The organism is Neoalteromonas facilis, from assembly GCF_002807665.1.
Classification (GTDB): Bacteria; Pseudomonadota; Gammaproteobacteria; order Enterobacterales; family Alteromonadaceae; genus Alteromonas_E; species Alteromonas_E facilis.
Genome location: NZ_PEAY01000004.1, coordinates 660,014 through 681,855, shown reverse-complemented (window position 1 = coordinate 681,855; position 21,842 = coordinate 660,014). Strand labels below are relative to the sequence as shown.

The 21,842-nt window shown below is 45.5% G+C and carries 20 protein-coding genes, 1 tRNA gene and 1 pseudogene; 6 read left to right on the top strand and 16 right to left on the bottom strand.

Annotated features, from left to right (window positions below):
• A pseudogene (locus CSH93_RS14550) lies at window positions 1-184 on the top strand (hypothetical protein); the annotation flags it as partial.
• Window positions 185-507: 323 nt separating this feature from the next.
• On the opposite strand, the gene CSH93_RS14545 reads toward CSH93_RS14550, so the two are convergent.
• From CSH93_RS14545 to CSH93_RS14485, 13 genes are all read right to left on the bottom strand, one after another.
• A complete protein-coding gene (locus CSH93_RS14545) occupies window positions 508-1,290 on the bottom strand; it encodes a DUF2884 family protein (RefSeq protein ID WP_100644026.1) in 783 nt (260 codons plus the stop codon).
• Between the two features lie 111 nt (window positions 1,291-1,401).
• Window positions 1,402-1,890, bottom strand: coding sequence for a DUF2937 family protein (locus CSH93_RS14540; protein WP_100643970.1), 489 nt, complete (start codon window positions 1,888-1,890; stop codon window positions 1,402-1,404).
• A gap of 56 nt (window positions 1,891-1,946) precedes the next feature.
• Window positions 1,947-2,480: an Lcl C-terminal domain-containing protein gene (locus tag CSH93_RS14535; protein WP_420807261.1), complete on the bottom strand. Its 534-nt coding sequence runs from the start codon at window positions 2,478-2,480 to the stop codon at window positions 1,947-1,949.
• On the bottom strand, window positions 2,473-4,197 hold the full coding sequence (locus tag CSH93_RS14530; RefSeq protein ID WP_100643969.1) for an Lcl C-terminal domain-containing protein: 1,725 nt from the start codon (window positions 4,195-4,197) through the stop codon (window positions 2,473-2,475). Before CSH93_RS14530 ends, CSH93_RS14535 begins: the two co-directional genes overlap by 8 nt.
• A 57-nt stretch (window positions 4,198-4,254) precedes the next feature.
• On the bottom strand, window positions 4,255-4,755 hold the full coding sequence (locus CSH93_RS14525) for a PAS domain-containing protein (protein WP_100643968.1): 501 nt from the start codon (window positions 4,753-4,755) through the stop codon (window positions 4,255-4,257).
• 2 nt (window positions 4,756-4,757) lie between these two features.
• The gene (locus CSH93_RS14520; RefSeq protein WP_100643967.1) at window positions 4,758-5,747 is read right to left on the bottom strand and encodes a response regulator; all 990 of its coding nucleotides are present in this window, start codon (window positions 5,745-5,747) and stop codon (window positions 4,758-4,760) included.
• A gap of 127 nt (window positions 5,748-5,874) precedes the next feature.
• Window positions 5,875-6,555 (bottom strand): LrgB family protein, encoded by a 681-nt coding sequence (locus CSH93_RS14515; RefSeq protein WP_100643966.1) that lies wholly within the window; start codon window positions 6,553-6,555, stop codon window positions 5,875-5,877.
• An 8-nt stretch (window positions 6,556-6,563) separates the two neighbouring features.
• Complete coding sequence (locus tag CSH93_RS14510) at window positions 6,564-6,935, bottom strand: CidA/LrgA family protein (RefSeq protein ID WP_100643965.1); 372 nt, start codon at window positions 6,933-6,935, stop codon at window positions 6,564-6,566.
• A gap of 69 nt (window positions 6,936-7,004) precedes the next feature.
• The gene (locus CSH93_RS14505) at window positions 7,005-7,766 is read right to left on the bottom strand and encodes a LytR/AlgR family response regulator transcription factor (RefSeq protein ID WP_100643964.1); all 762 of its coding nucleotides are present in this window, start codon (window positions 7,764-7,766) and stop codon (window positions 7,005-7,007) included.
• Between the two features lie 225 nt (window positions 7,767-7,991).
• The gene (locus CSH93_RS14500) at window positions 7,992-8,327 is read right to left on the bottom strand and encodes a DUF3718 domain-containing protein (protein WP_100643963.1); all 336 of its coding nucleotides are present in this window, start codon (window positions 8,325-8,327) and stop codon (window positions 7,992-7,994) included.
• 352 nt (window positions 8,328-8,679) lie between these two features.
• Window positions 8,680-9,009, bottom strand: a complete 330-nt coding sequence (locus tag CSH93_RS14495) for a hypothetical protein (protein WP_100643962.1) — start codon at window positions 9,007-9,009, stop codon at window positions 8,680-8,682.
• A gap of 84 nt (window positions 9,010-9,093) precedes the next feature.
• The gene (locus CSH93_RS14490) at window positions 9,094-10,221 is read right to left on the bottom strand and encodes a methanobactin export MATE transporter MbnM (protein WP_100643961.1); all 1,128 of its coding nucleotides are present in this window, start codon (window positions 10,219-10,221) and stop codon (window positions 9,094-9,096) included.
• Complete coding sequence (locus tag CSH93_RS14485) at window positions 10,214-11,101, bottom strand: MbnP family copper-binding protein (RefSeq protein WP_100643960.1); 888 nt, start codon at window positions 11,099-11,101, stop codon at window positions 10,214-10,216. The genes CSH93_RS14490 and CSH93_RS14485 overlap by 8 nt, the downstream gene beginning before the upstream one ends.
• Here CSH93_RS14485 and CSH93_RS14480 point away from each other — a divergent pair.
• Both CSH93_RS14480 and CSH93_RS14475 read left to right on the top strand, forming a co-directional pair.
• Window positions 11,100-13,832, top strand: coding sequence for a choice-of-anchor B family protein (locus CSH93_RS14480; RefSeq protein WP_100643959.1), 2,733 nt, complete (start codon window positions 11,100-11,102; stop codon window positions 13,830-13,832). The genes CSH93_RS14485 and CSH93_RS14480 overlap by 2 nt on opposite strands.
• Before the next feature lie 118 nt (window positions 13,833-13,950).
• A tRNA-Ile gene (locus tag CSH93_RS14475) sits at window positions 13,951-14,027 on the top strand.
• A 20-nt stretch (window positions 14,028-14,047) separates the two neighbouring features.
• On the opposite strand, the gene CSH93_RS14470 is transcribed toward CSH93_RS14475, so the two are convergent.
• Together CSH93_RS14470 and CSH93_RS14465 are read right to left on the bottom strand one after the other, a co-directional pair.
• Window positions 14,048-14,770 carry a sulfotransferase-like domain-containing protein gene (locus tag CSH93_RS14470; RefSeq protein WP_124748985.1) on the bottom strand — a complete coding sequence of 241 codons (723 nt, stop codon included), beginning with the start codon at window positions 14,768-14,770 and terminating at the stop codon, window positions 14,048-14,050.
• Window positions 14,767-15,672 (bottom strand): aminotransferase class IV, encoded by a 906-nt coding sequence (locus tag CSH93_RS14465; protein ID WP_100643957.1) that lies wholly within the window; start codon window positions 15,670-15,672, stop codon window positions 14,767-14,769. Before CSH93_RS14465 ends, CSH93_RS14470 begins: the two co-directional genes overlap by 4 nt.
• 120 nt (window positions 15,673-15,792) lie before the next feature.
• Between CSH93_RS14465 and CSH93_RS14460 the strand changes: the two genes are divergently transcribed.
• Window positions 15,793-16,392 carry an IMPACT family protein gene (locus CSH93_RS14460; protein ID WP_100644024.1) on the top strand — a complete coding sequence of 200 codons (600 nt, stop codon included), beginning with the start codon at window positions 15,793-15,795 and terminating at the stop codon, window positions 16,390-16,392.
• Window positions 16,393-16,539: 147 nt separating this feature from the next.
• Here the strand turns inward: CSH93_RS14460 and CSH93_RS14455 are convergent, their stop codons facing one another.
• Complete coding sequence (locus tag CSH93_RS14455; RefSeq protein ID WP_100643956.1) at window positions 16,540-18,633, bottom strand: TonB-dependent receptor; 2,094 nt, start codon at window positions 18,631-18,633, stop codon at window positions 16,540-16,542.
• 369 nt (window positions 18,634-19,002) lie between these two features.
• On the opposite strand from CSH93_RS14455, the gene CSH93_RS14445 reads away from it, so the two are divergent.
• Window positions 19,003-20,016, top strand: coding sequence for a universal stress protein (locus CSH93_RS14445; RefSeq protein WP_100643954.1), 1,014 nt, complete (start codon window positions 19,003-19,005; stop codon window positions 20,014-20,016).
• Between the two features lie 76 nt (window positions 20,017-20,092).
• Complete coding sequence (locus CSH93_RS14440) at window positions 20,093-21,841, top strand: ABC transporter transmembrane domain-containing protein (RefSeq protein WP_100643953.1); 1,749 nt, start codon at window positions 20,093-20,095, stop codon at window positions 21,839-21,841.
• Window position 21,842: the final 1 nt, after the last annotated feature.

Sequence of the window (21,842 nt, the reverse complement as noted above, 5' to 3'; positions counted from 1 at the left end):
GCAGGGCCATGCACGTTACACAGCGGTCGGTGGTATTGCATCCAGCGGTTCAGACCCCTTCGAATCTGACGTACTGTTAGGTGTGAACGGACGCTGGCATTTCCTTCCGAACATCACACTAAATGCAGGCTATGAGTATGGAAAAATCACGACGTTTAACATAGGTGTGCGTTTTTCGTTCTGAGTACTTATAAAGCGCCGATGTTAGATAACCTATAGCCGAAATCTAAGTCTGTGCTAACGGAAAGGTAAAAGACACAGTTTAAGTCGGAAATTGTTTAAGTAGAGGCCGCTACAACGGCAAAGCGGCCTTTGATAATTGCCCAGTGAAATGTCAGCTCTTTGTCTTCAGGAGAGCCTCGATTTCTCGAGGATGACGGGTGGGAAGTTGTCTAAAGCATAGGTGCCCGCTCGGCTTTGGGAATGATGGGAATCAACTCAAAGCAGGGAGTTGATTCTAGCCGATAATCATCTGATAGAAGATTTGTTTCAGAGCAACCAGATTGCTTAATTTGCTTCGATAATAATATCGTAAGCAGCAAATTCGGGAATGGTCTCTCGCATTCGCTCTTCAACCTTATTCAACTGCTCGATTTTTTTGCAAAACCACTTTGCTTTGTCACGTAGGTTTTCCGCACGCGAGCCCACATCTTCGCCAAGCTCTACCGACATCTGCTCCAAGCGCTCTGACAACGCTTGCATGCGCTCTTCTGTGGGTCCATCACCGCTGTTGAGTCCGCTGATGGCAGACAATATACCGCCTAATGACGTGCTGATGGCCTCACCCAGCTGCGCTTCGATTTGCTCATCGACGAAGTCATCAACCTGTTCCAATGATCCCGGGCCGATGAAGTAATGGTTGCTTGCATGACGAAACTTGCCTTGGATCTTGTCTTTCGCACGCTCCATAGCCCTGTGCAAACGCTTATAACTGCCATGATCCACACCCACAATGCCTTGATACACTTGGTCAATCGTATCAATTGCCAAATCTACACCTTCCGTAGCCAGGATAATCATTTTCGGCACAACGTAATGCAAGCCTTCAGCGTATTGTGAAACGAGCTGCTCTTGATTGTTATCCAGCGTCACCCAATCACCGCCAATAAACAGTTGCTGACGATTATTGATCTGCAACACCGTACGCGACTCCTCCAACACGCGAATGTGACTATTGTTAACCACTACCCCGTAATTAAAATCGATTCGACACTTCATTCCCGCCTCAACGACAGGCGAGAAAAACAACGTCGCTAACGTCAATGTTAATAAAACAATCGTTTTGTTCATAAAGTCATTACCACACATCTATGCTGCTAGTTTGGCTTGAGAGGCAAAAATTTCAAGGAGGTTAAGATAAGAAATGCATAATTATCGCTAATTGACAGTTCAGACAGACTGTTACTCGATGAGATGCTTTATCCCACGATAAACGAACATTAGCAGTGCATTCAGTAACACTGCAATGCCTGTACTCCAAATAATATCTTGGATGGTCAGTGGTATTCCCGGCTTAAATTGTTGTAAAACGTCTTTAAGTCGACCTACGCGATCAGGACTCAACATAAAAATTAACTGTTGCGGATAGTTCGCCGAAGACAAATATGCCATATCATCACGCATGGTTTTCGTTTCGAGAATTAAATCTTTTTTATTTTCGGCATCTTGACGAACGACGGCATCGGAATTACTCAAAAGGCGTTCGATCAATGCTTCAATGTTTTCTACTGCATGATCTGATGACAGTGTTTCCCACTTCTCAATTTGTGATTGATTGGCAGCAATATACCCTGACAAATACTGCACATAATGCGCCGCTAAAATCGGGACTTGTAACAGCAGCAACAAAATGCAGGCGAAAAGCAGTTTGCTCAATGTATCTTTGATCATGGTGTAAATGCCTAAAGCCAATCAATACCAACTGATATTGCTATATTGCACACCCTTTACTCAGAAGGCAATGCACTGCGTACTAAACGCACAAATACATAACGATCTTTATCTTTCAGTGAGTTACTGCTATTGAAGAATGCAACCACCCAGGCTCGGTGTGGATCACGCACTGAGGGGGTGGATGTCCAGAAGTCATCTTGTGGTGTATTAGGGAAGAATTGTGTATTGATCGACGGGCGCACACATCGACGTTCCACAAGGGTCGATAATTCCTTCAGGTTAGGAAGTCGCCATCCTAGCGAATCTCCAAGCTGATAGCCATGAGCGAGTTGCAGCGCCTCTTGCCAGGTCAACTGTGACGCATCGCCTTCACAACTGTTTCCATCCCATGTTTGTCCGAGGGCGCAACGCATCCATACAAGCCCGGTGCGAGAATGAATAATTTGTTCAGGGGTTAATTCTAAAAATTCGGCACTTGGCGTTGTTTGAGGGCTATCGGGCAAACATTCCTGCGCCAATACATGCGTACTCAAAACGCCAAGCGCCATAACCATCCCCAACATAAGTTTTCGCATTGCTTCAGTCATCTTGTGTCCTCCCTGCACGCACTAACCGCACATATGCTGCGGCTTCTTTATTGAGGAAATTATCAACACCACTAGCGAAATCTATTGCCCATGCACTGCGCGATTCTTCATCTTGAACCCCATCAGCATTCGGTTGAACTGTCCAATACCATATTGGTGCGTTAGCGACATCTCCCGTTGCCGGAAAATAATCGGTATCAACAACAGCGCCCGACTCTGCTCCAAAATGCACAATTGACAGCAGTTCATTATGATTCGGTAAGCGCCAATCAAAGAAGCCGCATAAGCCTTCAGCATTCACCGCAGCTGCGTATGCGGTGGTATTGCATTCTGCCAAGGTGCATTGCGTATCAGCACCATTTAGCTCACCATCAAAACCGCCACTGGCATCTTCTTGGTACCAGCTATACGTATTGTCAGTGGAATGAAGGCCTGCATTCTCGCTTTTGATTTCCCAAACCAATCCTGTGATGTTGTCACGAACACAGCGCCATGGTTGCGTGACATCATCCACTTCATCTCCATTTTGATTGAGACGAGTAAAATCAAAACCGTGCTGACCACGCCCTGCCTTTTCCAACATACCATTTTGCGCAATGACATCTTGCCCTCGCTGACCATCTTGCCCTGGATACGTGAGTACATATTGTGTTTCTAATGTATCGGTAGTGGCTTGCTGAGTAACACCGGTATCGTTTAGCGCGGTGAGCGGTTGTTGCTCAACGTTTACATCAATCGTATCCGCTACAACATTTCCGTAGGCATCTGTTGCGTTAAAACTAAACGTTATAGTTTTAGCCGTAGCGACCGATGGCGCAATTGCATAGGTTTGACTACTGGATGATTGGTCAATAAATACCGCGTCACCAGTATCCACCTGCCACACAACACTCAAGGGTTCTGCACTGGGTACTGAAGTGGATGCAACGCCGTTTAAGAGGATTATTTCTCCACTGAATACATCATGTGACAATCCCGCATCAACCAAAGGCAATGTATCTGATTGGCTTTGAATGAATATGCTGATTTCAGCGCTGGCTTCAGCTTGATCAACATCGGTAACAGTTAACCTGAACTGCAATTGTTGTGACTCTGCACTGATAGGCGTCGCAATCGTCAGCAATGCAGCATCGGTTACAACGTCGGTTAAAACATCTTCTCCGGCAAGTTGTTGCCACTCATAGGCAATGATTGCATCACTAGCACTGTTGTCAGGATCACTGCTTCCGCTGGCGTCAAACACAAGAGTCTCACCAGCAGGGTATACATTCGCATCTAATCCAGGCCAAGGCTCAACCTGAATATTAGCAACAGGCGCTTCATTAAGCGGTGTAATATTGATGACCACTTGATCTGTTGCTGTATTTCCAGCGCCATCTGAGACTTGCACGGTAAATGTATATGCGGTGGTTTGTGTAACTTCAGGGGCGACAAAGCTAGCATCTGCGACAGAACGGTCGGGATGATTGATCAACACACTGGGTGATGAGGTCCAGCTATAAGCTAAGCTATCGCTGTCGGATTGTACTTGAGCGCTTAATGAAACCGCAGAAAGCTCAGTCGCCTCTCTATCAACACCAGCGTTAATAAATAGCGTTGGACGCTCACCCTCGCTTCCACCGCCGCAGGCCAGCAAGCATGATGAGAGAATGATAAGCACTGCATATTTTATTCGGCAAACGCGCACCGAAGCTAAGCACTGGAATATGGACGTCATGAAACCTGATCACACAATACAATTAGGATTTATACAGCAAATCACTTGCCACATTGTCTAACTTTGACGAAGTCCTTGGCGACGCTCGGAATCTTCAGAAACACTCACTTGCAGAGACTCCAACTGCTTTTTGCCCGCAGCAATATCGGTAACGTCGTAGATCATCATACTGATATTCTCAACCTGCCCTGTGGCCGAAACCAAAGGCGCCAGCGTAATGTTCTGATACATGAAGTCTTCGCTACCAGTAATCGGGCGGTAATTGGGGAATTGCAGTAAAAATGGTCGTTGCTCCCATGTCATAAATGCCCGCGTTCTTAATTCAAACACCGGCTTACATTTTTGCATGAACCACTCTTTGCTAATCTTGGGATAGAGGTCAAAAATGGACTTATTCCGCACTTCACTGGGTAACAGTCCACTGTGGCTTTCCATAAACCCATTCCAAACTTTGACGCAGTATTCACGGTCCAAAACGACAATACCCACATCCACCGTCTGCAGCATATCCATCATCCAATGAAATTCGAGTAACTCCTTCAAATTCTCGTCGGTCATGGTCAATCCTCTAGTAGATGTGCAAGTTTGGCGTTCATAGTGGCCATCGAATCTTCAGTAAATAACAACACCAGATCACATTGCACATTGTATCCTTCCAGACCATAGCTCAGTTCGATAGCCAAAGTACGCTTCCACTTCATTTTGTTTGTGCGAATGATGTCACTTACACTTTGATGTTGCCCAAGCACCACTGGATGCCCTTGGCTGAAAGCCAGATCCATTTGATTAGCAAGCCCAGATAGGCAGGCGCCAATCAGAATGCTGGCCGCGTCCATTAAAACCTCTAATTGCAATTGGTCGTCCACCTCACCATCAATATTTAAGATCCGCGCTACGTCACCGAACGATGAATCACTTAAGATGCATAATGCTTCTCCGCTAACCCCTGGACCTAAAAACCCCTGACATACCGCTGAGACTTGTTCATGCGTTTCAATATCTGACAGCATCATATGCAATTCAGATACTTCAATCAGATTCACATTCGGAATCGGCAACTCAACAAACACATTCATTATGCGTGCGAGATGGTCACCCGCTTGCCCCATCGCAATATTAGTGATTTCTTGGTAACAATCGCGAATTTCAGGATCTAACTCAGGAGTTTCTTCCACTTCATCTTGCGACTTTAGAATGTGGTTGCCGCGAAGCACTTGCTGTAATACAGCCGCATTAACAGGCTTTTTAATGAAATCCACTGCACCTAAGTTTTTAACTCTTTCATGAGCTTCAGGTTGAATATCACCCGAAATGACAATGACTTTGGTTTTAAGCCCTTTTGCTTGAATCGCTTTGAGCGTTTGGTAGCCGTCCATTACCGGCATATTCAGATCCAACAGCAACAATTGTCCTTTGCCAGATTCAAGCGCCTCGATGGCTTCACGGCCGTGTTTGGCAAAATGAACAGCGACTTCCCAATCTTGCGGCAGGCATTTAGCGACTTGCTTACGAGCCACTAGTGAGTCATCACAAATTAATACTGAGTACATCTTTGATTACACCCTTTACCGCAAATTAAAGCCGGTGGTTGATGGGTTAAGTATTAGTCGATAGCAAACAAATTGCCAATAGATTCATTATGTAGCGGCGATTTAACTAACTTCTTTAACCTCTGAATTACGATCCAAACATGATGGGCAATACCAGTGCGGTAAAAATACCGTTTAAACAAAGCGACAGCGACGCTAATGCTGCTGTTGTTTCGTTCATTTGCAGTGCCCGCGATGTCCCCACTGCATGGGCCACTGTTCCCAGCGCAATCCCCTGCGCAATGGGATTATTCACCTTCATTACCCTAAACAACCATGAAGAGGCAATAGCACCGACAATTCCAGTCGTAATCACAATAACCGCAGCCATACCGGGTATACCACCAATTGCTCCGGCTACGTCCATCGCCAACGGTGTTGTGATAGATTTTGCCAACATGGTCATTTGTAAACTTAGCGAATCAGAGAACAGGAGCACGCTTAACCAAGCCAGCAGTGGCGCAACAATTCCGCCTAACAAAATGGGCACAATAACCCGCCAACCGAAGTTACGAATTACCTGAACTTGACGGAACAAGGGAATTGCCAATGCCACTGTTGCCGGGCCTAACAACCAATGCAAAAAGGCGACGGCGGATTGATAAGTCTCCACATTGACCTTCAGTAAAGCCAATACTATTGCCACCAGCACTACTGTCGTAATAATCGGGTGGGCCAGAGGGTTTTTATGACATCGCCTGAATAAAAGCAATGCAACGCCATAACTGATTAGGGTAATCAGGCCCCACTGAAAAGTTTGCACTAACATTGACTCAATTATTCCTTAGGACGCGTAAATCTGTCCGCTAATTTGCTGACCAATGCAAAGGCTAAAATGGTAGACACTACGATGCTGGCAACAAAGCTTGGCCATTCAGTCATTAGTATCTCTCTAAAGTGCCATACGCCCATGATCGCGGGAACGAAAAACAGTGACATATGATTTAATAACGGAGATCCAGCAACCTGCACTGGCTCAGGGACACGCTTGAATACAACAAGCCCAATAAACAGTAGAAGAAGCCCCAACAAGGGAGCGGGTAGATTAAGTGGGATATGAAAAGAAAGCCACTTTCCAGCTTCAAAGCAACCGACAATGACAAACAGCCCAACTATTTGAAAAAGTGCGGTGCGCAATAATTTGGACATACCAAGTTCCACGGAATACGCATAGTAATGACATACTAGCTGAGTCCGTGGAATGAAAACAATGCGACCTTAGTTCACCATCAAAAACTCGTGACTCGCCTCATCCATTAACATTTTGTATTTTCTACTGACACGTAATGTTCGCTTATCTGACAAGAAAATCTGGTAGCAACCATTGTTGCAAGGGCGACAGCTTTCCACGTGCTGCATATTGACCAACGATGAACGATTAATTCGAACAAACTGCCACTGCCCCAATTGTTGTTCAAGTGAACGCAATGTCGAGCGAATGATGTGATCTTGCTCTTTCGCATGAATACACATGTAATCACCCGCCGCTTCAATCCAAAAAATATCGTTGACTAAAAGATGAAGCCACGAAGCGCCATTACGGAAACTGACTTTGCTCGGCGCGGGCTGTGTCATTGATGCGGTAAATCGTGCCGGCTGCTCGGTAAGATGTGTGCCGTGCAATGTATTCAGTTTTGCGAGTGCGCGCTGTATTTGTGATTGGCAAATTGGTTTTACCAGATAATCCAGTACCGGGTATTCAAAGGCCTTTAACGCAAATTGAGCATGCCCGGTTGTAAATACAACAGGTGGAATATTCTCGAGTCGTTGCTGTAACTCGTCCAAGAATCCAAAACCACTAATACCAGGTAAATCGATATCCAAAAAAATAGCGTGGAAATGGTTCTGCTCTGCAAGCACGAGAGCCTCTTCCGCATCTTCACAACACACGGTCTTAACGGCATCAGTGCAACTATTCAGGTGGAGAGAAAGTCCCTGCCTTGCCAAAGGTTCATCATCTAGGATCAAAAATGAGTACATAAATCCCTTTGCCTGCTGTTAAAAAAAAGGGCTGAATGTTTCCATACAGCCCAACTTACCAGGAATTAATACACAGTTACTGCTATATGTATTGGTCGGTTCACTACGCCGACACATTAACTATAGTAGACCTAATCAAACTCTCCACTCGACTGTGATTAGACCACTAGGTTGAGGGACAAATTGTCGAAATTACGACAGAATGTGTCTATTTTATCCAATCTCCTATTCAAAACGGCGTGCGGTTAACACTTCTGTATTCAATTTTGACTTGCGAGCAAGCAGGTCTGCAGTCTGTTGCGCATCGTGACTAAGTGCGAAATCTTGCGCAGAGTCACCGTTGCATACCAAACCTTGATTTATTTGTTTAAAACTAAGGCGGCTACGTTTAACCGCTCGATGTAATTGCAGTTTGCTGTCACTCTTTAGTGCTTCACATATGCGCACTAAATCTTTTTCCAGCGTGGTGTCCATTGGTGCAGCTGACACTGACAAAGTCGTCAACCCAAAAGTCATCATTAAAACAGGAACGGCAATAGCTTTTCGTAAATTAATTCTCATTTTGTTTTCCTCTTATTGGCACAATGGGATACGTGCAGGACGAACACTAGACGAGGAAAATCAACTCAGCTGCATATTTGCGCTTAAAGCCCCTTATTTGCGACATTGCGATTAACTGACCAAAAGCGGCGGTAAATCATCCATGATTCGGCTATTTTAGGCGTCTGAGCGACACATTTTGTAACTATGCACGGAAACTTTGAGGTTTAACAATGGAAGGGTAGAAGGACAAAGCCAGCAGAAAAATTGTAGAGGTATTAAAGAATTCAATGAGGCTGCGCAACGTCTCGCTACAGCCCCAGAATGTCAAAGCGACGTGTACTCGCCGCCATAAACCTTGAGTTTCACCCGATTACAGAGCGCTATCTAAGTGGATCTTAATGAAAAGTGGCGTGCCTACTTTTGAATAATCGATTTTGTACTCTTTACCATTTAAGGTTTGTACGAATATCAACGTTTTCTCGTCACCAAAGACTTCACCTACGGTTACATCAACCAATTCCATATCCATCATTTTGGCTTCGCGCTTATTGTCTGGCACCTTGCCTTCATAGAGTTTGATACCTCTATGAGTTACCAACACTGGTGGAAAGTCTTCACCGTTCAATATCAGTAGATCGAGCTTTCTAATTTTATGAATGAGAGTATTTCGCCCACTCACCAAAAAAGGCTTATCTGTCATTATTATTATCTCCACGCGCAATTATGACTTGTTATCTCACGAAGATAGCAAAGAATATAGCTCGATGCACTATGAAAAATAGGCTTAATCATTGACTTTAGGCGGGTTTATCGGTGCTTGATGATTTGGATCACGTAAAAATGTATCGTCGGTTAGACTGTGTAAAAAGGATTTCAAGTCTTCATGTTCTTGTGGCGTCAAGGTAAACCCAGCAACAAAGGGGCTTTTAAGCGGGCTTTTGATGCCATTGCCAAGCCCACCAGCAGCATAAAATGCAATCACATCATCTAAACTCGCCAATGAGCCATCATGCATGTAAGGCGCACTTTGCGCTATGTTACGTAATGTTGGTGCCCTAAAGCGCCCCATGTCTTTGGAGTCCAGCGTAATTTCAATCAGTCCCTGATCAATTTCGGGGTATGCGCCCCTTCCATCGACATTGTATAAGCCAGTATTGTGAAAAGGTTTTAAATCGAGTTGTTGAAAAGCGTGTTGGCTGGATTGAGTAAAATTAAAACCACCATGGCAGTGGAAACACTCAAGCCGTTCGGAAAAAAACAGTTCCATGCCACGCAATTCTGAAGGGCTTAGTGCCTCATCAATACCGCGATATGCATAATCATCAAAACGTGAATTGAACGATACTAAGCTTCGTACATAGCTCGCCAATGCTTTAACGATATGGTCAAACAAAACCTCTCGCGTCCCAAATGCCTGTTCGAATAGGGCGAGGTAATCCTCGGTTTGAAACCTGTTTAGAACCTCTTCTGTATGACCCGTGATCCCCATTTCAATCGGGTGTTCCGAAAATAGTGGGATCAGCAATTGCTGCTCAATTGTTTTAAGTCCATTGTGTGCCCAAGTTAAACTGCCGTTGTAACCGACATTCACCAACGCTAACGCATTCCTGCGCACCATTTGCCCAGTAGAGCCTGAAGACGTTTGACGCGGCTCTGCAAATGCATGTTCTGGTATATGACAAGTGCTACAGCTCATGGCGCGATTAGCACTCAGTGCGGGTTCAAAAAATAACGCCTTTCCCAACGTGACTTTTGCTTCACTCATCGGGTTATCTTCAGGCACGTTGGGCGCAGGAAAGCCATCAGGGATCTGCCATTGATAGACTTCCGTGGGGCTATTTCCCCAATCAGTCCAATAGAGAATTGCCAGTCCGGTGCTCAGTAGCATGAGCAATACCAAGCGTTTAATCATTTTGCTGCCACGAAATCACATTTTGTGTCTTCAGGTTTTCAGCTAAACGCTCGCAGCTTTCTTCACCTTTCGACTTAAACATACAACTATCAGATGCTGCGGGTGACACACCGCTCAATAGCTGTGCGAGATCGACGACCAATCCTTGTTGTACGTCAGCAACTGGTAGTGTTATCGAATAGCGGTTGGGGTAAGTGCACTCTTGTGTAGGGGCTCGAACAACCGACGGACTCTCACATCCCAAACTCCCCAAATGATACGACCACTGTTTGATTGCCGCTTGAGGATCTGTCGATTTAATGTCGAAGCGTATGAATTTGTACCCCATTCGCCATGACCAAAACATATCCGGTAAATTTAACGGCGAAGGCTGGCGCAATGGATCCAGATGATTTAAGTGATTCGGTACGGCCAAACTAAACCGTAATGCTGTGACTTCAGAAAATTTCTCAGGTGAAATAGCCAAACTTAGCAACGTGTTAGACACGCTATCAGTGGCCTGCTCACACTTGTCTGAAAACCAAATCAAGCTCACGTCGTCAGTTTGCCAAGCCGATGGAGACAACGACACCGGTTGCCATGCTTGAGAATCGCTCGATTGAACCTGCAATTCAGACACAAAAAAAGCTAAGCGCTGAATCTCCCAGCGTTGTTGAGCATGCGTAAATGCGCCTGTGCAGGTGATATCTTCAGCATCGTAGGCAAGTTGAAACGACAACTCAGTTACAGGCCCAGATTCGTCACTTAATTCCCGCTCTGAGTAACACGCTTGCTGGCTTATCGCTCCCAACAAGACTATGATTAAGCCATAGATATTGCGTCTTTTCATGTGATATACATCACCTTTAAAAGGCACCCTGCGCGAAAAGGAATCATTCATGTCTCGATATGCTTATGTTAAAAGCTCCATTGTTCTAATCATGCTCGGCCTGAGCATTGCGAGTCAAGGCGTGAATGCCCACAGCGAAAAAGAGAAAGCACGTTTTGTTGCGCAAAATGGGCGCGACAGCGGCACCTGCAATAATCGCTTTCGCCCCTGTGCCAGTATTAGCTATGCGGTTCAACAAGCCAACAAAGGCGACGCGATTTTGGTGTCTGCTGGCACCTACAACATTACCAGCGAACAAGAGCTGCTGTATTTAGTATCAGACTTGCAGCCGGTTTTAGGCGGGTATAGCACTATCGACAATTACCAGGTACAGCAACCGGAACAATTCTCTACGGTACTCGTTGGCGTTCCCCCGCAATATGTCGACGCGCTTTACCAAAAAGGGTTTGATGTCATTGTCGACAGCAAAGGAATAACCACCGAAGAGCTTGATATCAGTCTAGAGTCGGTGAATCAAATGTTATCGTCACAATCGAGTAGCCCTTGTACCGACGGCCAATCTGCCGGTTTTGCCTGCGACAACATCAGCTTGCTAGCGCATGTGCCTTTGAGCGATTTGCCGACCAACAGTAGCTCAGCCAACGATATTTGGGGCCACGTTGATTTAAACACCATGCGTGAATACGCGATTATTGGCTTGCGTCGAGGAATTGCTGTCGTCGATGTTACTTCACCAGAAAACCCTGAAGTGATTGGGTCAGTCGTTGGTCAATCTACCGTTTGGCGCGATATAAAAGTCTATCAATATTACTCAACGAGTGAACAACGCTGGCGTGCATATGCCTATGCCGGAGCTGATAGTGTTAATGAAGGGCTCACCATTATCGACCTAAATCAACTCCCTGATAGCGTCAGTCTTGCTGCACGTTCTAACGAGGATGAACGTGCGCATAACGTGTACATCAGCAATATCGATTACACCACCAATACCGCATTGTCGGGCAGAACGCCGTTGCTCCATGTTACAGGAAGTGAGAATTTTGGCGGTGCATGGCGTTCATTTAGTTTTAAAGATCCCACATTACCCACAGCAGAGTATGCAAAAGTAGGTGCTGTCCGCTCTTCTGACTACACACATGATGCATCAAGCCTTTTGATCACTGACGAGCGAGCGCAGCGAGATTGTGTTGATGCAGGTACCGGCCCATGTAACGTTATTTTGGACTTCAATGAAGACAACTTGATCCTTTGGGATCATTCGCAATCCAGCAGCGCAACTGAATTAGGCCGCGAAACATACCCGAACGCCTCATATGTACATTCAGGTTGGTGGAGCGAAGATAAACAATACGTGATCTTGCATGATGAGCTTGATGAGCAACAAAGAGGCCTTAACACGACGGTCCACTTTTTTGATATCAGCGACCTCAATTCACCAACATTGGTCGCCTCCTGGGTAGGCCCAACTCGCGCTATTGATCACAATGGTTTTGTGCGTGGCAATCGCTACTATATGTCAAATTATGAACGCGGCGTAACGATACTCGACATAAGTGATCCAACTGCGCCAGAACAAGTCGGCTTTTTCGATACATTCGGTTCTTCTGACAACGCATCTTTCAATGGTACTTGGGGCGTATACCCCTATTTACCGAGCGGGATAATTCTTGCCAGTGATATACAAGGCGGGCTTTATATTCTGCGCGATGAAACCATCAGAGAAGAAACAACCAGAATAGGTTTCAACAATACACAGGTAAATGCCAATGAAGGAGAAAACCTAGCGCTCACTGTTGATAAGGTTGGCAATGCAGCCGCCAGTGTTGACTATCACGTGATTACCGGATCTGCGGCTAGCTCAGACATTCAAGCCAGTAACGGCACACTCACGTGGGCAATGAACGATACCAACAGTAAAATCATTGAGATACCTGTAGAGCAAGACTCACGTGAAGAAGGTGACGAGCTCTTTTTCGTTCGATTGATGAATGTTTCTGGCGCCGACCTATCTGAGAATAACCTCGCGTTTGCAACCATTAATGGCTCAGCGGTTATCAGAGGTATCGTAGGTTTTGATAAATCAGAATATATCGTTAAAGAAATCGATGGCAGTATCAATATCGACGTATTTAGAAATGCCGGCTCTGATCAGGCCATCAGCGTTAACTACGCCATAGAAGGGATCAGTGCCACCTTAGACGCCGACGTACAAGGTTCTAATGGTGCGCTTACATGGGCAGACGGCGATACTGCGACCAAGACCATATCACTGGCACTTATTGATGATAGCGAGAGTGAAAACATAGAACAGCTTAGTATCACTTTAAGTGCAGAAGACTCCGCTATCTTGAGCGACGCAATAACGACGGTCGTCAGTATTCGCGATGACGAATCTAACCAGGCCCCTACTGCTGATGCGAGTGGAGACTTTCAAGTCAATGCTCGCCAAACAGTTAACTTAGCAGCCACAGCCTCTGACCCAGAAGGTGAGCCACTTACTATCAGTTGGCAGCAAAATGCTGGCGCTTCAGTTAATTTACTCGACGCAGATACGTTAACACCGCGTTTCTCAGCACCAAATAGCGCAACATCACTGACCTTTGAACTGACGGTAGAAGATGATTTTGGTGTGACCACCACTGACAGTATCACCGTTACAGTCAATGCCGTAACCAGCACAGTCACTACGTCTAATGGTTCAGGCGGTGGTAGCTTAAATTGGTTAGTCCTTATGCTGCTCAGTGTTTTAGTGACAAGACGCCAACAGCGCGTAAAAGTCTAACGATATCGACCACTTGGTCATTTTCTGTGCAGCTGGTTAACGCTCCCGCACAGAAGGGATGACAAGCGATATAAAACTGCTTATACTGCGCACCGCTTATTCAAGCATGCATTACAAAGGCCCGATAGCTCAGTTGGTTAGAGCATCCGACTCATAATCGGCAGGTCCCCTGTTCAAGTCAGGGTCGGGCCACCATTTTTTTTCCTAGATAGTCTCTATACTAATAAGTGCTCACACAACGAGTTGTATGCCGGCATAACCTGCTCTAATACTTGTTGTTGCTCGCGATTCAGCACCACGTCTCGACTCTCATAAACGCCAAAGCCCGTCGATTTTTCAACATTATGATACCAATGCTCCGCCCAAACACCGTCGCTTTCTCGGCGTCCGGCAGGCCACGCCAGCATATGAGTTGAAAACGGAATATCAATCGCACTACAAAGTACGCTGAGGGCATGTTCCGGGTCTCGCAACACCCAATTAGAGTCAATGACCGGTATATCTTGTTGGCTTATTTGACTGACCGCTTGGTACAAGTCCCACTGACGAATAATGCCTATATCCTCGGCACTGCAAACCCCTCGGCTACGTGTATAAGAATCAATGATTTGTGCAGGATCACGTATCAAAAAGCAATGGGTTAAGTTAGCTACCCAATCAAGCTCCACATTGGGTAGCATATGGTGGGTCATTAACTTTTGATACTGATAGGCGGTTTTACAAGGTGCCTGCGTTAGTTCCAGCACAACGTCATTGTAAGCTTTGGGTTGACTCGCAATGACCTCATCAAACATTGGGTGGGGGCTTTGTGTCTCGTGCAAGTAATACGCATAAAATGGCTCATCTACCACTTCACAATCTGTGCGGTTCTCAAAACTACGCATCATTGCCGTTGAGATATTTCGAGGGCCTGACCACATCGCGATTCGTTTTGTCACAGTTCACCATCCTGCGCTAAGATTGCATTTTTATACAGCCCTTGTAAGCGGCTAATCATTGGCGTCTTGCCATCACCAATGGTCCTTCCATCGACCTCTCCTACTGGGGTTAATCCTGCAAAAGTGCCCGTGATAAAAGCCTCGTCGGCGGCGTATACTTCAGACAATGTGAAATTCTTCTCAAACACTGGAATATCGTTTTCTCTGCATAACTGGACGATTTTACTGCGCGTAATCCCATCCAAACAGTAATCGCCTGTTGATGTCCAAACTTCGCCTTGTCGTACAATGAAAAAGTGCGTGGAATTACAGGTCGCGACAAATCCCTGCGGATCGAGCATTAAGGCCTCATCAACCCCCGCTTTAGCCGCCTGAATACAGGCAAAAATACAGTTGAGTTTAGAATGGGTATTAAGCTTGGGATCCTGCACATCTGAGTACCCTCGTCTCACATGCGTCGTAAATAAACGAATACCTCCCTCCTTGGGTGCCACAGGTGCTTTATACTCTGGAATTATAACGATGGTTGCCGGTGATATGGTTACTCTAGGATCCTGATAAGGGGTCGATTTAATACCCCGCGTTACCATCAAACGAATGTGAACATCATCGTGCATATTATTCGCCTTGCAAGTTGCCAAAATTCGCTCCACCAGCGCGGACTTATCAATACCAATATCGAAATCGAGTGCTTTCGCTCCATCATATAAACGTTGCATGTGTTCGCGAATAAACACCAACCGACCATGATGCATGCGAAGCCCTTCCCAAACGCCATCCCCCAGAATAAAACCGCTGTCAAACACCGATATCTTGGCGTCTTCTCGTTTGAACAATTCGCCATTTATATTGATCAGGATCTCAGCATTTCGCGGATCTTCATGGTATTGATGGGTTCCCATACAAACTCCTTTGTAGACTTTTTATTCACACTAAAAGTAATTTGGAATCAACGCAATAGCAGCGCAAGCTCTGCAGTCAAAAACGTATATGTAGATGGCCAAAGCAAGTATACTGCGCTAATGAGTTATGAAATTCCGTCCCAGCCACACAACGCCCTACTGGAAGTTAAAAAAAGCCAGTTCCATGCCTTCGCCGGTTTTGCCGACTCGCGCGAGGCTGCCATGCAATGGCTTGATAGTGCTCGGACAAAATACCCCGATGCACGGCACCATTGCTGGGCCTATTTGCTGGGATCTCCTAAGATGCCTCGCAGTGTTGCGATGTCTGATGATGGCGAGCCCAGTGGCACTGCCGGAAAACCCATCTTAAACGTTCTTCAACACAATGATATTGGCGATGTTGTTATTATTGTGAGTCGCTATTTTGGTGGGGTTAAGTTGGGCGCTGGCGGTTTAGTGCGCGCGTATTCAGGTGCCGCAAAACAAGTGCTGGATACTTTGCCAACAACGACACTTGTGCCCAAAGCGAAGTTTCAGGTAACCAGCGAATTCAAACATGAACAATACATCCGGCATTGGGTTGATCAACATGGCGGAACTGTTGGTGAATGCCGCTATACCAATGACGTTATATTGAATACCGAACTACCGATATCTTCCGCAGATGACTTTTCCACCATGTGTGCAAGCCTCAACATTCGAGTGCAGGAGCAACGTTAAACAAACTCATCGAATGGTGAAGAACCCATCAGTCCATTTCTATTTTAAGTGGAGGAGAGTTTATAGCTTTGTAGTCTACTTAAAGTAGAGCCATCTTGTGAGTGGACAAAGAAGGGGGTCCCAGAAAAGGAGCCCCCCAGAATAGAACTAGAATGAACCAACCAAGGTAAACATCGCATTAACGGGTTCACCAACCGTCGCTTGGTGAGTTGAATGTGCATTCGGGAAATACAATTCATCGGTTAAGTTTTCGATGTTTAACTGAACGCGCAAATCGTCAGACACATCGTAATAAGCAGCTACATCAATACGTGTGTAACTCGGAAGTACTGCATTGTTACCGTTATCGATAAAGCTCTCATCTTGATAAGTCGCGCCGACACCAAAGCCAAAGGCGTCATTGACTTGATAGGTTGTCCACACAGAGAACGTATTTTCAGGTAGCTCACGCGGCACATTGCCCGTTGGGCCACTGCGGTCAACAATTTCACCGTCTAAATTGCTGTAATTCACAGCCAACGTCCAATCCTCAGACAAATAACCGGTCAGTTGTAATTCAAAGCCATTGATTTCTGAATCAATCACATCCAATGTTGCTGGATCATTGTCTGCCACCTGCGGTGAGCTTTGTTCATTTTCGAAAATAGCAGCAGTGAAACTAAGGCCTTGCTCAAAGTCCCATTTCAAGCCGATTTCCTGATTTGAATAGGAATCCGGATCTAATTGATTTTTGTCACCATTGATATCGGTGAATTGCTCACCACTGCGAGGCAAGAATGACTCACTGTAGCTAGCGTAGAGAGAAATATTTTCCGCTGGCTTGTATATAAGCCCCGCTCGCGGAGACACTTCTTCATCTGTGCGACTACGCGTTTCTAATACAGCAGGGTTTGCATTAAAAACTTCAATATCAAAACGATCGAAACGTGCCCCAAGCACCAAATCAAGATGCTCTGATAACTCAATTTCGTCCTGAATGTAAAGAGAGAACACATCAAGGTTAACGCGAGTATCGTCATTCAGATCGGAGAAGTCTGCCGTAAATGCTACACCATCAGCATTAAAGCCTGCTAAACCACTGAAACTTAACGGGCGTTCGACTGAAAAATACTCTCTATCACCGTTTGTGGTGCTAAACACTGGGTTAAAGCGGTTTTGATCTGAATTTGTGGAAATCCACTCAGTGCCAAAGATGATGGTGTGACCAATACTACCTGTGCTCAATTCGCTGATCAGGTTACCTGAGAGGATCAGGTTGTCACGTACGCCACTATCTATGTATCCATCAAGTTGAACGACATTATTGGTTTGGTCGTAATTGCTTGCGTAGAAGTTTGCGTAAACTTTATCGTAATCACCATAAAAGGCATTGAAATTACCTTTTACGAAATCGGTGAACTGATGTTCTATATTTGCCCTGAAAATGTGTGCTTCTAGTGTGTGATAATTGTTCTCAGGATCAGCGAAAACGATATCTTCCAGCGCTTCGACAGGTCGACCATCGGTACCGGTAGGCACGCCACGATCAACAAACCGGTCGTGGTTGATGTACTCGTATGAGAGATCTAGCAACGTATCCTTATCCAGTTCCACTCTAACAGTTGGATTAATACCGAAGCGCTCGCCCTCGTAGAAGTCTCGATGGTTTTCAAGTTGCTCGTACATGGCATTGACTCGCAGCGCCGACGTATCACTCATGGCAACATTAGTATCGATCTCACCGCTAAACCCGCCAAAGGTGTTTAGCGATGATTTGTAACCGGTAAATTGCTCATCAAACTTAGCTTTCTTGGAAACACGATTCAATATACCGCCAGTGCCGCCACGCCCGAACAACAATGCATTGGGACCACGTAAAATCTCTACTTGCTCAACGTTGTATAGCGCCCGGTAATACTGCACATCATCGCGATTACCATCGAGATAAAAGTCGGCAGTTGAACGGATCCCGCGAAACACGATTGCATCTCTGTGGCCTTCACCTTGAGAGGTATTAACACCAGGAGTGTAATCAATGATTTGACCAATGCTGGTGATACCACGTTCGGTGATCTCATCTGCCGTCATAATTGACAAGCTTTGCGGCACATCAATTATCGGTGTTGGGGTTTTGACCGAGTTGGACTCATTAATCGATAAGTAGCGACCTTCAACAATGATCCTTTCAAACTCTTCCATATCAGCAAGCGCACTTTGGCTGAGTGCTAGAGCGGCGGCAATACACGTTAGCTTAAACTTCAAACCTTAATCCTCGAATGGTTCTTCGTCAGTACCTGAGTTAAATAGTGTCAAACACGCAACACAGTCAACGTGACGAATGTAATCAATAAAAATCATGACGCGAACCTTAATGCGAATTATTATTATTTGCAAGTTTATAGGGCGTGAATTTAACAACTTTTTGATTGAACGAATAACGCCACGAGAATGCCGATGAGATACGCACAATTTTTCTAACAATAGAGCCTCTGCATTACTCGTTCTTTGCAATGTGAATTTTCCATTTGTCTAGCGTGCTTGGAACAGTATATGAACATCACCAATAATTTGATTCGGGTCAAACACATCCCAATTTGATGTGCTAGAGTAGTTCAATACCAAGGTGTATCGATGAGAAAACGCACCTCAATTCGCCATAAAAACGGAGCCAATATGAGCGCTTTCAAACACGTGTTGTGTGTATTAACAAAACTACAAGAGCCAGATGAAATCGTAGCGCATGCTATGCATGTCTGCGCAAAACACAACGCAAAACTGACGGTACTATTAACGTTAGAGCCTCTGCCACCCAATGCGAATATGGTGATGGAGTCATTTGCCTATATTGATACATTTGAAAGCATGCAAAATGCAGCTCAAATCCGACTCGATAAGAAGGCTGAAGAATGGCGTCGCAAAATGCAGCTTGATACACAGCTACGTATTGGCCACAGCTTTGTTGAAATAGCCAAAGCAGCCAATGAGCTAAATGTTGATCTAGTGGTGAAAGAAGCTAAGACCGATTTACTCGACCGCCTATTCGGTCATGAAGACATGCGCCTACTTTCCAAGTGTCCGATTCCCGTATGGCTAGTTCATCGTGGCGATACGCGTCAATACAAGCGCATAGTTGCGGCCGTAGATGTAAATTATCACTACCCTGAACAAGAGCTTGCTGTGCGTAAGCAACTGAATGAAAGTGTTGTCATTCAGGCAGCACAAGTCGCAGTGCAAGAAAACGCTGAACTTCACATTGTGCACGTTATTGATAATCACATTGATATGGTGGTGTATGACGGCATCGTCGATATCGGCGCAAATGCCTTTATCAACAATCAAGAGGAGACCGAGGCGGAGCGTCAATCAGCGGTGGACGAACTGGTTTCATTGATAAAGTCAGCAAATCCAGATGAACTTATCGATAACTTACATATTCAAACCAGCATTTTAACCGGTAACGCGCGCCAAGATATTCCTCGGGCAGTGAAAGATTTAGACGCCGATCTGCTAGTCATGGGCACTGTCGCAAGGGTTGGTATCCCAGGCTTCTTTATGGGCAACACAGCTGAATCGATATTGACTCAAGTGAATTGCTGCGTATTAGCACTTAAGCCACACGGCTTTACTTCGCCAATTATTAGCTAGCATACCGAAACGCACACTCAAGTGTACGCTGGTCAAAAGTGAGAACAATGTGGTGACTTTAGTTGATTAAAGACACATGACAACCACATCAATAGTTAAGTGGTTACTGCAATATCTTAGCCCCTACAAAACAAAAGTTGTCGGGGCTATTGTTGCGTTGTTTATTGGCTCGTTGTCATGGCTTTTGCTCGGGCAAGGGATCCGCCTAGCGGTTGACCAAGGTTTTGTCGCTAATGACACTTCTCGCCTTAATCAATTATTAATAGGCGTTATAGCAATATCTCTATTAGCGACCATAGCAACGTACTTTCGTTTCTCTTTAATGACATGGCTAGGCGAACGTGTCAGTGCGGACATTCGCGTGTCGGTTTACAATCATTTACTCAGTTTACCCCCTGAATTCTTCGTCAAAACGCGCACCGGTGAAGTTATTTCCCGCTTTACCGCTGACACCACAGTTCTCCAAAGCGTAATCGGCATGGGCATATCCATGGCTTTGCGTTCAAGCGTTACGTTTATTGGTGCCTTATTGCTGATGTTGTTCAGTAGTCCCGTACTCACCCTCTATGTATTGATCGCCGTTCCGATTGTTTTACTGCCAATAAAAGTGCTGGGTAAACAAGTGCGTCACTACTCTAGGTTGAGTCAAGATAGCGTTGCCGATATTGGCGCTTATGTAGATGAAACGCTTCACGAAATACAGACCGTGCAAGCCTACAATCATGAATCCAGCGATCAGCAAGCATTTTCCAAACGCATCAATAAAGTAATGTCGATTGCGCAGCAACGGATCCACTACCGCTCACTACTCATTGTCAGCATTATGGCAATCAGTATGTTGGCAATTGTGGTGGTGGCGTGGCTGGGTGCGATGGATGTTATCCAAGGGAAAATGACCGCTGGTGAATTAACCGCGTTTATGTTTTACGCCGTACTCGCTGGCGGAAGTGTCGCGACGATCAGTGAGGTCATTGGCGAAATACAAAAGGCCGCCGGCGCATCTGAACGTTTGATGGAGCTACTTAACGAGAAAAATACGCTATTACACGGCGATGAAATCGGTGAGCAAAAGAGTCTTAATCTGAATGCCGAGAACGCGTTAACGTTTAACGATGTCACCTTCGCATACCCCAGTGCACCACAAAAACAGGTACTCAATGCCATTTCGTTAAGCGTAAGAAAGGGCGAGCGCATTGCTTTAGTGGGCCCAAGCGGTGCAGGAAAATCTACCTTATATCAATTGTTATTGCGCTTTTACGATGCCAATCAGGGTAGCATTGAAATCTTTGAGCACCCGATAAAACACATTGATATTCATTCGTTGCGCGCTCATTTTGCATTGGTACCGCAAGAATCTGTGATTTTTGCTTCCAATGTTTACGATAATATCCGTTATGGTCGACCTGAAGCGAGTGATAGCGAAGTAGTCGAGGCTGCTAAAACGGCTATGGCTGATGAATTTATTACGCAACTGCCCGAGGGTTATCATACCAATTTGGGCGAGCGAGGCGTAAAACTCTCGGGTGGCCAAAAACAACGGATATCCATCGCCCGCGCTATCTTAGCCGATCGCCCCATTCTGTTACTTGATGAAGCCACTAGTGCGCTAGACGCGAAAAGCGAGCATCATGTTAAGCAGGGCCTGGACAACTTAATGCGCAACAGAACCACATTGATCATTGCCCACCGCCTAGCCACCGTTGTTAACGCTGATCGATTAATCGTCATGCAAAATGGGAAAATAGTGGCGGAAGGTACTCACCAAGCGCTAATGCAAAACAGTGACATCTACCGTGAGCATGCCCAACTTCAGTTGATAGAGTAAC